Genomic DNA, 11,775 nt, shown 5'->3' with positions numbered 1-11,775 from the left:
GTTGACGGCCGCGTGGGCGCCCGCGGCCGGTCCGCCCGGCGTCCGGCCGGCCGCCGCCGGGACCGGCGCCGGTCGGGCCCCTCCACCCGACCGGCGCCCCGCCCCCGCCGGGCAGCCCGCCCGGCCGGCCGCGGCCCGGGCCGCGACGTCCGCGACCGTCCCGGCCGGACGGATCGCCGCGACCGTCCAGGCTTCCCCCAGCCGGCGGGTGAACTCCGCCCGGACCGCGCGGGGCAGCCGGTGCGCGGCCACCCGGGCCACCGCCGGATCGGCGACCGCGTAGCCGCCGGTGGCCGTGCGGCGCAGCAGGCCGGCGTCGACAAGCGCGCGCAGCGCCGGCTCGGCGCGCCCGGCCGGCCAGCCGAGCATCCGGTCCACCGTGGCGGCCGGGACCGCCCCGCCCCGGGCCGCGGCGGCCATCAGCACCGCCCGTCGCTCGCCGTCCAGCGGGTCCAGCCGGGCGTCGACCAGGCGACGGACCGGCTCCGGCACCCCGCCCGGCTCGCCGTCGGCGTCCGGCGTCGCGGCGTACGCCGCCGCGGCGGCCGGGCTGCCGCCGACGAGCGGGAGCAGCGCCGCGGCCGGCGCGGTGGGCCGGCCGGCCCGGTCGAGCAGGTGCCGCAGCAGCCGTCCGGTGTCGACGGTGCCCAGCGCGGGCAGCGACACCCGGCGCCGCCGGCCGGCCGCGCCGGGCAGCAGGTCGGCCCAGCCCGGACCGTGGGTGGCCACCACCGCGAGCGGCAGCCCCCGCTCGCTCGCGGCGGCGAAGAGCCGGTGCAGGAACCGGTTCAGCGCCGGCGCGGCCCGGTCCAGGTCGTCCACCGCCACCGCCACCGGCTGTGCGGCGGCCAGGCCGAGCAGGACCTCCCGCCACACCTCGGCGCCGCGGGCGGCCGCACCGGCGTCGCGCGGGGCGGCCAGGAACTCGGCCAGCGCGTGCGCCGCCGCACCCCGCCGCGCGGGCGGCAGCAGCCCGTCCAGGGTGGTGGCCAGCCGCCGGCGTACGGTCTCCGGCGGGTGCGTGTCGCGGACCCCGGCGACGGCGCGGACCATGTCCGCCAGCGGCGCCAGTTCCCCGTCCGGGAACGGCGGGCAGTGCGCCACGCACCACCGCACCGGGGTGCCGTCCACCGTCGACACCGCTCGGACCAGCTCGTGCAGCATCCGGCTGCGCCCGCGGCCCGCCGGGCCGACCAGTGAGATCCAGCGTGGACGCCGCTCCCGTACCGCCCGGACGATCTCCTCCCCGGCCGCGGCCAGTTCGCGGCGGCGGCCGACGAGGGGGCCGTGGTGGCGGGCCGGACGGTGCCGGGCCACCCCGGTCACCCGCCAGACGTCCAGCGGCCGGGTCTTGCCGGCCACCGTCATGGCGGCGAGGGGGCGCTGCTCGACCAGGCCGGCGACGGCCCGCCGGGTGACCGCGCAGACGACCACCCCGCCGGGCGGGGCGTACTCCTGGAGCCGGGCCGCCGTGGTGATGACCGCGCCGCTGGCCGCGCCGTGCCCGCCGTCGCGGGTGCCGGCCAGGTCGACCAGCACCTCGCCGGTGGCCACGCCGACCCGGACCCGCAGCCGCGTGCCGGCCGGCAGCCGCCGGTCCAGCGCGGCCTGGATCTCCAGCCCGGCGCGCACCCCCCGGTACGCGTCGAACCCGTCGGACCCGTGCGCTCCGAACAGCGCCATCACCGCGTCGCCGACGTACTTCTCCACCACGCCGTGCCACCGGCGCAGCACCGCGGCCACCGTGCCGAAGTACGCCTGTTGCAGCGCCCGGACGTCCTCGGGGTCGAGCCGCTCGACCAGCCCGGTCGACCCGACGATGTCGGCGAAGAGCACGGTGACCGTGCGCCGCTCCTCCGGCACCGGCCAGCGCGCGGTGGTGACGGCTTGCCGACTCCCCACGGGCGTGGTGATCAACATCGCACCCACCCTCTCCCCGGTCCGGTGCCCTGACGACCTCCGGAGACTTTCACCACCGGGTCCTCGGGGGATCGGTAGGACGACGTATGTCGACCACCCGCAACCATTAGTCGCAATGTCGACGCGAGGAGTACCACAAGGGCGCTGAGCCCGTAGAACGGTGCGGGAACCTGTGACTAGGCTGCGTGGCATGGCCAGCGATGTGGACACCGCGCCGCTCGTCGGCCGTGCCGGCACGGTGGCGGCGCTCCGGTCGGCGCTGCTCGACGACGTCGCCCCCGGGCAGACCGCGGCGGTGTTCCTCACCGGCGAGAGCGGCGTGGGCAAGACCCGGCTGCTGGCCGAGGTCGGCGAGCGCCTGCGGGACGGGGGCGCGCTGGTCCTCACCGGCGCCTGCCTCGACATCGGCGACGCCTCCCCGCTGCACCCGGTGCGCCAGGCGCTGCGCCGCCTCGACGCCGACCTGACCGAGGCGCGCACCTCCTCCGCCGTCCGCGGCCTGCTCCAGGTCTTCGACGAGGAGACCCCCGGCCCGGACGGCGCGGGCGCGCTGCTGGAACGGGTCTCGCGCGGCCTGCACCTGGTCGCCGCCGGGCGGCCGCTGGTGCTCGTCCTCGACGACCTCCAGTGGGTCGACCGGAGCACCCGCCAGCTCCTGCTCTACCTGCTCGCGGGCCTCGGCGACCTTCAGCTGTCGGTGCTGGCCGCGATCCGGGCCGAGTCGTTGCAGGGCGCGCACCCGCTGCGCCGCGTGCTCACCGAGCTGCGCCGGCTGCGCTCGGTCCGGGTGGTGGACCTGGCGCCGCTGGACCGGGCCGGCACCGACGAGCTGGCCGTCGCGATCGTCGGCACGGCGCTGCCCCCCGAGGCCGCCGACCAGCTGTGGCAGCGCAGCGGCGGCAACCCGTTCGTGGTGGAGGAGCTGGCCCGCGACCTGCGCGACGGCCACGACGGGCTCTCCGACACGCTGCGCGAGGTCTTCCTGGCGCGGGTCGACGCGCTGCCGCAGCCCGCGCACGCCGTGGTGCACGCGGTCGCCGCCGGGGTCGAACCGGTCGAGCACTGGCTGCTGGCCCAGGTCGTCCGGCTGCCGGAGGACCAGCTCATCGAGGCGGTCCGGGAGGCCGTGGCGCACCGGCTGCTGGTCGGCGCCGACGACGGCTACCGGCTGCGGCACCGCCTGGTCGCCGAGGTGCTGGCGCACGAGCTGCTCCCCGCCGAGCGGGCCGCGCTGCACCGCCGCTACGCCGAGGCGCTCACCTCGGCCACCGCCGAGCTGCACCAGGCCCGGCTGGCCCACCACTGGCGGTTGGCCGGCGAGCCGGCCCGGGCCCTGCCGGCCGCCATGGCCGCCGCCCGGGAGGCCGAGCGGTTGCACGGCTACGCCGAGGCGCACCGCCACTGGTCGGCCGCGCTGAGCCTGGCCGACACCCCACCCGCCGTGCTGCCCGACGGCGGCCGGCCCGAGCCGGTCGAGGTGGACCGGGCCGAGCTGCTGACCCACGCGGCCGAGTCGGCGCACCACTGCGGCGAGCACGCCCGGGCCCTGGCCCTGCTGGAGGAGCTGGCCGCCGACCCGGCCGGCCCGCCCACCTGCGCCCTGCACATCCGGCGGGCCCGCTACCTGGCCGCCGCCGGGCGTTCCGCGCCGGCCGAGGCCGAGTACCGGCAGGTGCTGGCGGCGGCCGACTGCACGCCCCGGGAACGGGCCACCGCCGCCGCCCACCTGGCCGAGCTGCTGCTGCACCTGGGCCGCTACGCCGAGGCCGGCGACCAGGCCCGGGAGGCGCTCGGGCTCGCCGCCGAGGTGGAGGGCGCCGCCTCGGAGGTGGTGCTGGCCAGCGCCGCGCTGGGGTTCAGCGAGGCCTACCTGGAGGACCCGGACGCCGGGCTGGCCGTCATGCGCCGGGCGCTGGACACCGCCGAGCGCTCCGGCCGGCCGGAGGACGTGGCCTGCGCGTACCTGCACCTGGCCGAGCTGCTCACCGGGCCGCTGAACATCCTCGAGGAGGGTGTGGTGGTGGCCCGCCGGGGCGCCGAGCGGGTCGCCGAGCTGGGACTGGGCCGCACCTGGGAGACCCGGCTGCTGGCCATCGCCACCAACGGGCTGTTCCGGGTGGGGCAGTGGGCCGAGGCGGAGAAGGTCGTCGCGGCCGCGCTGCGGCACCGCCCGTCCGGCGCCGACGCGGTCGAGCTGCTGCTCGCCCGGTGCCGGCTGTCGGTCGGCTACGGCGACGTCGAGGCATCCGACCGCGACCTGGAGGCGGTCGCCACCGTGCTGGCCGGCGGCGGGGCCCGGCACGTGCTGCCGATGCTCATCCTGCGCGCCGGGTTGGCCATGTGGCAGGGCCGGCACGACCTGGCCCGGCAGGCGGTCCAGCGGGGCCTGACCGAGAGCCGCTCCGACGACGTCATCGTGCTGGCCACCCTGGCCTGGCACGGGCTGCGCGCGGAGGCGGAGGCCTCGGCCAGCCGCACCGTCGAGGTGGACCCGAACGCGGTCCGCCGGCTGCGCGAGGTGGTCGAGCGGGTGGCCCGCAAGAGCGGGAAGGCGGGCGCCCCGGTGCGCTACGTCGCCGACGCCTTCCTGGCCCTCTGCGCCGCCGAGCTGAGCCGGCTGGACGACGGCCGGGGCGACCCGGAGCTGTGGGCCCGCGCGGCCACCGAGTGGGACCGGCGCAACCACCCCTACCCGGCGGCCTACTCCCGGCTGCGGCAGGCCGAGGCGCTGCTGGCCCGGCGCAGCCGGGTGGCCACCGCCGGCAAGCTGCTGCGGCAGGCCCACCGGACGGCCCAGGCGCTCGGCGCGGTGCCGCTGAGCGAGGAGATCCGCACCCTGGCCGGGCGGGCCCGGGTGCCCCTGGAGGAGGCTCCGGCCGCCGCCCGTCCCGCTCCCCGGCCCCGGGCCGCGGCGCCGGCCGCGCCCGCGGTGGACGAGCTGGAGGTGCTCACCGCCCGGGAGCGGGAGGTGCTCGCCGCGGTCGCCGAGGGGCTGACCAACCGGGAGATCGGCCAGCGGCTGTTCATCAGCGAGCGGACCATCGGCGTGCACGTGTCGCACATCTTCGACAAGCTCCAGGTCCGCACCCGGGTGCAGGCCAGCGCGATCTTCCTGCGCAACCGCCCCGAGTAGCCGTACGTCGGCAATACGTCGTTCTACTGATCCGGCCGGCGTACGCCGGCTGGAAGGCTGTCCTGCGTCACCGGGTGGCGTCGTGGGGGGCGCTGACCACTGTGGAGGAGAGATGACCGAACCGGTATGGGGTCCTGTGCACCAGGACATCGTCGGGCTGCTCGCCGACCACCCCGCCGACGTGCCGGCGGTCGTCGACCATCTCACCAAGCTCCAGGACCTGCTGGTCCGGCTGCCTCCGCTTGAGGAGAGCTGCCCGCTGGCCGACTTCAACAAGCTCTACCTGGTCATCACGTCGACGGTGCTCGACGGGCTGTACGACGACCGCTTCACCGACCCGGCCTTCCTGGCCCGGCTGGACGTGGAGTTCGCCGCCCGCTACTTCGACGCGCTGCGGTTCTGGACCGACTCCCACCCGGGCACTCCCAAGGCCTGGTCGTGCCTGTTCCAGCGGATGCGCGGCCCGGACGCCCGGCCGTTGCCGTCGGCCGCCGCCGGGGTGAACGCCCACATCAACTACGACCTGCCGTTCGCGCTGGTGACCACCTTCGACAGCCTGGATTCCGAGCCGGTCGACGGCAGCGACCAGCACCACGACTACCTGGAGATCAACAAGATCTTCGCCGAGCGGATCCCGGAGCTGCGCCGCGGCTACCTGGACCACTGGCAGCTGATGATCGACATGGTGAACGGCGACATCGACGACTGGTACCAGGGCGAGCTGGTGGAGTACACCCGGAACGTGGCCTGGCGCAACGCGCAGAAGATCTGGCGCTGCCGGCACGACCCGGACGCCCGTGAGTGTGAGCGGATGCGGCTGGACGACAACGCCGCGCTGCTCGGCCGGCTGCTGCTCTCGCCCCTCGGGGCGTTCCTCCAGTAGCCGGGACGGGGGGTCCCCGCGTCCCGCCGTCCGGGCGTGGGACGCGGGGACGCCGTCCGTGGCGGGTGGCCGGCGAGCCGGTCAGCCGCGCCGGGACCGCCCCCGGTACGCGGCCGCCGCGGCCCGGTTGTTGCACAGCTCGCAGCAGTAGCGCTGCCGGCCGGCGCGGGTCCGGTCCAGGTAGGGCGCGTCGCACCCGTCGGCCGCGCAGACCCCGAACCGTTCCGCCCCGCCGGCCGCCGCGGCCCGGGCGAGCGCCCCGGTGACCAGTGCGGCGAACGGGCCGGCCGGGCCGGGCCGGGGCAGCGGGGTGAGCCGCAGCGCGCCGTCGGGCGCGGCCTCGACCACCGTGCCGGCGCTCACGTCGGCCAGCACCTCGTTGAGCGTGGCCACGCGGGCGGCCGGGTCGGGCGCGGCGAAGACCCGGTGGAGCCGGTCGCGCAACTCGCGTAGCCGGGGCAGGTCCGCCTCGGTGAGCGGCTCGGTGACGTCGGCGAGGCCGAGTTCCCGGGCGGCGCCCCGCAGCCGGGCCACCGAGAGCTGGTCGACCGGGTCCTGGAGCACCCAGTAGCTGTGCAGCAGCGCGATGGCCAGGCGCAGCGCGGGTTCCAGGGGTGGCACCGCGCTCATCCGCGCCTCCTCCCTCGTCCGGTCGCCGACACGCCTGCCGTCCCTCCGCACTTGACCGATCGCCGCACGCCATCCTAGCGTCGTCAGTTAATAAACATTTTTAGAAACTGATGGAGGTGGCGTATGCGACGTCTGCCCGTCCTCGTGTCCGTGGCGGCGCTGCTGGTCGCCGGCGCGGTCGCCGGTGCCGGTGGGGCCCACGCGGAGGCACCCGCCGAGCCGCACCACGCGGCGGCCACGGTGGTCCGCGACATCGAGTTCCCGGTCGCCGGGCAGCCGGCCGTCCGGGCCTGGCTGGTCCGGCCGCAGGGCTCCAGCGGCGGGCTGGCCGGGGTGCTGGACCTGCACTGGTTCGAGCCCGGCCGGGCCAACCAGGACCGCAGCGAGTTCCTGGCCGAGGCGACCGCCCTGGCCGGCCGGGGCGTCGTGTCGGTGCTGCCGCAGCTCACCTTCCCGTGGGCGGGCGACCCGGTCGGCGACGCCCGGGACCGGGCCGCGGTCACCGCTCAGCTCGACGCCGTGCGCGCGACGTACCGGCGGCTGCTCGCCGAGCCGGGGGTGGACCGGAAGCGCACGGCGGTGGTCGGCCACGACTACGGCGCCATGTACGCCGTCGACCTGACCGCCCGGGAGCCGGGGCTGCGCACCGCGGTGCTGCTCGCCCCGGACGCCACCTGGGCCAACTGGTTCGACCTCTACTGGCTCCAGCTGCCGGCGGGGGAGCGGGCGGCGTACCGGGCGGTCTTCGCCGGCCTCGACCCGGTGGACCTGGTGGGGCGTCTCGGCGCCGGCGCGTACCTCCAGTTCGCCGGCGCGGACCGGTTCGTCGGCGCGGAGACCCGCGCCGCCTTCGCCGCCGCGGCGCCGCAGGCCAAGGTGTCGGTCTACCCGGACGAGGAGCACGACCTGGGCGCCGCCCGCACCCGGGACGACCGGCTCGCCTGGCTGGCCGGCCGGCTGGGACTGCCCGCCTGACCCGAGGGGAACGAGCGGGCCGGCCGGCGCCGGGTGCGCCGGCCGGCCCCGTCCCGCGGGCAACGGCGTGACCGGGTGTCGGCCCGGCCCTGCCGGGTACCCGCCCGCCATGCCGCACACCGGACCGGTCCGCCGCTTCGCCTTCCGGTTCGACCCGGCGTTCCGGCTGCCGCTGGCCCTGCTCGGGGTGCGGCCGGAGACCGCCCGCGTCGAACTGGGCCCCGACGAGCTGACCGTGCGCTTCGGCCCCTGGCGGCTGCGCACCGCCCGCGACAACGTCACGGGGGTCGAGCTGGGCGGCCCGTACCGCTGGTGGCGGGCCGTCGGCCCGCACCTGTCCCTGGCCGACGGCGGGGTCACCTTCGGCACCAGCGTGGCCGCCGGCGTCTGTCTCCGCCTCGCCACCCCGGTGCCGGCGCTCGCCCCGGGCCCCTGGCCGCGCCACCCGGCCGTCACGGTGACGGTGACCGACCCGGAGGCGCTGCGCGACGCGATCGCCGGCCTGCCCTGATCATCTTTCCCCGCTTGTCCGGTTCCGCCGGGCCGCACCCCGGGTACCACCTACCGTCGGTTCAGGGCCTGAAGGGGTGTACATGGCGGAGGGACGGGACGGGGCGCAGCCCCGGCGGACGCGGGGGCGCCGCCAGCAGGCGCACTCGACCGCGGCGGACCGGGCGCTGCGCGCCGCACGCGATCCGGAGCACGGCGACCGCGGCCGCCGGACCGGGACGCTGCCGGAGTACGTGGAGAGCCCGGTCCGGCCGGCTGAACCGGCCGGCCGGCTGAGCCGCTGGCTGTTCCAGCACCGCGTGCAGCCGGTCGGCCCGGAGACCCGGGAGCACCAGGCGCGGGCCCACCCCTGGTGGCAGGTGATGTGCCTGACCGGCGTCGACTACTTCTCGACCCTGTCCTACCTGCCCGGGATCGCGGCGGTGGCGGCCGGCGCCCTGAGCCCGCTCGCGACCCTGCTGATCGTGGCGCTGACCCTGTTCGGGATGCTGCCCATGTACCGGCGGGTGGCCCGGGAGAGCCCGCACGGGCAGGGCTCGGTGGCGATGCTGGAACGGCTGCTGCCGTTCTGGCGCGGCAAGCTGTTCGTGCTGGTGCTGCTCGGCTTCGTGGCCACCTCGTGGATCATCACGATCACCCTCTCCGCCGCCGACGCGACCGTGCACCTGCTTGAGAACCCGGTCCTGCCCGAGTCCTTCCCGCACGGCACCACGGCCGCCGTGCTGGTGACCGTGGCGCTGCTGCTCGTCCTCGGCGGGGTGTTCCTGCTGGGGTTCAGCGAGGCGGTGCAGGTAGCCATCCCCCTCGTGGCGGTCTTCCTCGCGCTGAACGCGGTGATCGTGGTCGTCGGCCTCGCCGAGGTCGCCGCCGACCCGGGGACCCTCAGCGGCTGGACCGACCGGCTGACCGAGGTCGGCGGGGCGGGTGACGTGCTGGCCACCAGCGTGCTCGCGTTCCCGCTGCTGGTGCTGGGCCTCTCCGGCTTCGAGACCGGGGTGAGCATGATGCCGCTGGTCAAGGGGGGCGACGGCGACGCCGAGCGGCGCCTGACGGTGCGGATCGGCAACACCCGCAAGCTGCTCACCACCGCCGCGCTGATCATGTCGGTCTACCTGATCGCCACGACGTTCGTCACCACCGTGCTGATCCCGGCGGACGCGTTCGCGCCGGGCGGGGCGGCCAACGGCCGGGCACTCGCCTTCCTGGCCCACGAGCACCTGGGCGAGGCGTTCGGCACGGTCTACGACATCAGCAGCATCTTCATCCTCTGGTTCGCCGGCGCCTCGGCGATGGCCGGCCTCATCAACATCGTGCCGCGCTACCTGCCCTCGTACGGCATGGCGCCCGAATGGGGGCGGGCGGTCCGTCCGGTGGTGCTGGTCTACACCGCCATCAGCATCGCCATCACGGTCGCCTTCCGGGCCGACGTCAACGCCCAGGCCGGCGCGTACGCCACCGGAATCCTGGCCATGATGGTCTCCGGCGCGATCGCGGTGACCATCTCCGCGTACCGGGCGCGGCACCCGTTCGCCGGGATCGGCTTCACGGTGCTCACGCTGGTGCTGCTCTACGCGCTCATCGAGAACGTGATCGAGAAGCCCGACGGGATCACCATCTCCGGCCTGTTCATCGCCGGGATCGTCGCCGTCTCGCTGATCTCCCGGGTGTCCCGCACCACCGAACTGCGCACCGAGCGGATCGAGTTCGACGACGCGGCGCGGCGATTCGTCGCCGACTCGATCGCCCACGACGGCCGGCTGCACCTCATCGCCAACAAGCGGCAGAGCGGCTCGCTGAAGGAGTACCGGGTCAAGGAGCGCGCCCAGCGCGGCATGAATCCGGTGCCCGGCGCCGCCGACGTGCTCTTCCTGGAGATCGACGTCAGCGATCCCTCGCGGTTCAGCGAGGTGCTGCGGGTGCAGGGGGTGGAGGTCGGCGGGTACCGGATCCTGCGCGCCAGCAGCCCGGCCGCGCCCAACGCCATCGCGGCCATCCTGCTGGCGCTGCGCGACGCCACCGGGGTCCGCCCGCACTGCCACTTCGAGTGGTCCGAGGGGAACCCCATCGCGCACCTGCTGCGCTACCTGATCCTCGGCCGCGGCGACACCCCGCCGGTGGTCCGGGAGATCATCCGCAAGTCCGAGCCGGACCCCACCCGCCGTCCCGGCATCCACGTCGGCGGCTGAGCCCCGCCGCCGGCCGCCGGCCCCGTCCCGGTCCGACAGCCCGAGGGGTACGCGCACCGCCGCCCGGACCGGGCCGCGCCCGGCTACCGGTCAGCCGAGTCGGCGCACCCGGTCGAGGAAGCCACCCGCGCAGAAGTCCAGGAAGCCGTCCGGGTCCGGGCCGGCGTTCTGCAGCACGATGTGGTCGTAGCCGGCCTCGACGTACGCCCGCGCCTTCGCGAGGTGCGGCTCCGGGTCGGGCCCGACCGAGAACTGCCGCCGGATGTGCTGGTCCTCGACCCAGACCGTGGCCGCGTCGAAGTTCACCGGGTTGGGTAGCTCGCTCATCACCTTCCAGCCGGTGACCGCCCACCGGCTGGTCTCCTTCGCCGCGCGGACCGCCTGCTCCTCGTCCGGCGCCCAGGCCAGCGGCACCTCCGCGTAGCGCGGTCCCTGCCCACCGGCCTCCCGGTAGTGCGCGACGATCGACGACTTCGGCTCGGTGGCGAAGAGCCCGTCGCCCAGTTCGGCGGCCGTCGCCGCGGAGGACCGCCCGCTGGCGGCCACGGCGATCACCGGCGGGGTCTCCGGCAGGTCCCAGACCCGGGCGTCCTCCAGTTGGAGGTGCCGGCCCTCGTACGACTGGTAGCCGCCCTGCCAGAGCAGCCGGATGATCTCCAGGGCCTCGCGCAGCCGTTCGTGCCGGCCGCGGACGCTCGGGAAGCCCTGCCCGACCACGTGCTCGTTGAGCCGCTCGCCGGCGCCCACGCCCAGGGTGAAACGGCCGTCGGAGATCAGCGCCATGGTGGCCGCGGCCTGGGCGATGATCGCCGGGTGGTACCGGACCGACGGGCAGGTGACCCCGGTAGCCAGGCCGAGCGTGCTGGTCTTAGCGGCGACGGCCGCGAGCGCACTCCACGTGAAGCAGGAGTGCCCCTGCACCTCCAGCCATGGGTGGTAGTGGTCGCTCATCTCGACGAAGTCGAAGCCGGCCTGCTCCGCGCGGACGGCCTGCCGGATGAGTTCCTGCGGGCCGAAGGCCTCCGAAGCCAGCTTGTAGCCGATCCGCATCGCCCTGGTCTCCCGTCCCCGCGTGGCTGGACCGCTGCCCTTCCCACCCCACGACCCGGCAAACGCCGCATCCCCGCGCCCGGCGGTGGGTGATGAACCCAGCCTCCTAGGACGCCTTACGCGGGGTGACGTGGCACCCGCCGAGCACGGAACGGCCCGCGCCGCGGGGGAGCGGGGCGCGGGCCGGGGTGGTGCGGGGTCGGGCCTACTTGGACGGCTCGGGGAGCTGGCAGTCCACCTTGGGGTTCGCGCCGATGTAGTTCAGCGGGCCGGCCACGATGGTGACCAGGATGGTGCCGGCCTCGGCGCAGTTGGTGTCGTCGTTGCCGTAGTAACCGCGCTGGCCGGCGGCGATGGCGCCGATGACGAGCCAGATGACGACCAGGACGCCGACTATCGAGGTGCCGCGCATGGGTTGCCTCCACTGGGGTTGTGGTGGAATCGAGGTGGAGGCCATGTACCCAGAGCGGGTGAACGGTCAAACGGCG

General features: G+C 76.0%; 9 protein-coding genes. 5 read left to right on the top strand and 4 right to left on the bottom strand.

The genetic code is table 11. The annotated features are described in order from the left end of the window. The coding region (locus tag NLX85_RS28560; RefSeq protein WP_254340290.1) for an adenylate/guanylate cyclase domain-containing protein at positions 1–1,920 on the bottom strand (1,920 nt) is incomplete at its 3' end. Between the two features lie 190 nt (positions 1,921–2,110). Between NLX85_RS28560 and NLX85_RS28555 the strand changes: the two genes are divergently transcribed. After that, entirely contained in the window at positions 2,111–5,053 is a 2,943-nt protein-coding gene (locus tag NLX85_RS28555; RefSeq protein ID WP_254340288.1) for a helix-turn-helix transcriptional regulator, read from the top strand. Between the two features lie 112 nt (positions 5,054–5,165). Beyond that, positions 5,166–5,936: a DUF5995 family protein gene (locus NLX85_RS28550; RefSeq protein WP_254340286.1), complete on the top strand. Its 771-nt coding sequence runs from the start codon at positions 5,166–5,168 to the stop codon at positions 5,934–5,936. 81 nt (positions 5,937–6,017) lie between these two features. Here the strand turns inward: NLX85_RS28550 and NLX85_RS28545 are convergent, their stop codons facing one another. Further along, positions 6,018–6,566 carry a CGNR zinc finger domain-containing protein gene (locus NLX85_RS28545; protein ID WP_254340280.1) on the bottom strand — a complete coding sequence of 183 codons (549 nt, stop codon included), beginning with the start codon at positions 6,564–6,566 and terminating at the stop codon, positions 6,018–6,020. 123 nt (positions 6,567–6,689) lie between these two features. Here NLX85_RS28545 and NLX85_RS28540 point away from each other — a divergent pair, with 123 nt between their 5' ends. The 3 genes from NLX85_RS28540 (at position 6,690) to NLX85_RS28530 (ending at position 10,237) form a co-directional block, all read left to right on the top strand. Then, on the top strand, positions 6,690–7,541 hold the full coding sequence (locus NLX85_RS28540) for a S9 family peptidase (protein ID WP_254340279.1): 852 nt from the start codon (positions 6,690–6,692) through the stop codon (positions 7,539–7,541). Positions 7,542–7,650: 109 nt separating this feature from the next. Further along, complete coding sequence (locus NLX85_RS28535; protein WP_254340278.1) at positions 7,651–8,052, top strand: hypothetical protein; 402 nt, start codon at positions 7,651–7,653, stop codon at positions 8,050–8,052. An 82-nt stretch (positions 8,053–8,134) separates the two neighbouring features. Then, complete coding sequence (locus NLX85_RS28530; RefSeq protein WP_254340277.1) at positions 8,135–10,237, top strand: amino acid transporter; 2,103 nt, start codon at positions 8,135–8,137, stop codon at positions 10,235–10,237. A gap of 90 nt (positions 10,238–10,327) precedes the next feature. Here NLX85_RS28530 and NLX85_RS28525 read toward each other — a convergent pair whose 3' ends face one another. Further along, complete coding sequence (locus NLX85_RS28525) at positions 10,328–11,287, bottom strand: TIGR03557 family F420-dependent LLM class oxidoreductase (RefSeq protein WP_254340276.1); 960 nt, start codon at positions 11,285–11,287, stop codon at positions 10,328–10,330. Between the two features lie 205 nt (positions 11,288–11,492). Further along, positions 11,493–11,699: a hypothetical protein gene (locus NLX85_RS28520; RefSeq protein WP_148425418.1), complete on the bottom strand. Its 207-nt coding sequence runs from the start codon at positions 11,697–11,699 to the stop codon at positions 11,493–11,495. Between the last annotated feature and the right edge of the window lie 76 nt (positions 11,700–11,775).

Source organism: Micromonospora sp. A3M-1-15 (genome assembly GCF_024213425.1).
Lineage (GTDB): Bacteria > Actinomycetota > Actinomycetes > Mycobacteriales > Micromonosporaceae > Micromonospora > Micromonospora chersina.
This window is presented reverse-complemented; position numbering and strand designations above follow the sequence as displayed.

Excerpts from the sequence above, each read along its gene's own strand:
- NLX85_RS28555 (WP_254340288.1), top strand. The coding sequence starts at position 2,111 with ATGGCCAGCGATGTGGACACCGCGCCGCTCGTCGGCCGTGCCGGCACG.
- NLX85_RS28550 (WP_254340286.1), top strand. The coding sequence starts at position 5,166 with ATGACCGAACCGGTATGGGGTCCTGTGCACCAGGACATCGTCGGGCTG.
- NLX85_RS28545 (WP_254340280.1), bottom strand. The coding sequence starts at position 6,566 with ATGAGCGCGGTGCCACCCCTGGAACCCGCGCTGCGCCTGGCCATCGCG.
- NLX85_RS28540 (WP_254340279.1), top strand. The coding sequence starts at position 6,690 with ATGCGACGTCTGCCCGTCCTCGTGTCCGTGGCGGCGCTGCTGGTCGCC.
- NLX85_RS28535 (WP_254340278.1), top strand. The coding sequence starts at position 7,651 with ATGCCGCACACCGGACCGGTCCGCCGCTTCGCCTTCCGGTTCGACCCG.
- NLX85_RS28530 (WP_254340277.1), top strand. The coding sequence starts at position 8,135 with ATGGCGGAGGGACGGGACGGGGCGCAGCCCCGGCGGACGCGGGGGCGC.
- NLX85_RS28525 (WP_254340276.1), bottom strand. The coding sequence starts at position 11,287 with ATGCGGATCGGCTACAAGCTGGCTTCGGAGGCCTTCGGCCCGCAGGAA.
- NLX85_RS28520 (WP_148425418.1), bottom strand. The coding sequence starts at position 11,699 with ATGCGCGGCACCTCGATAGTCGGCGTCCTGGTCGTCATCTGGCTCGTC.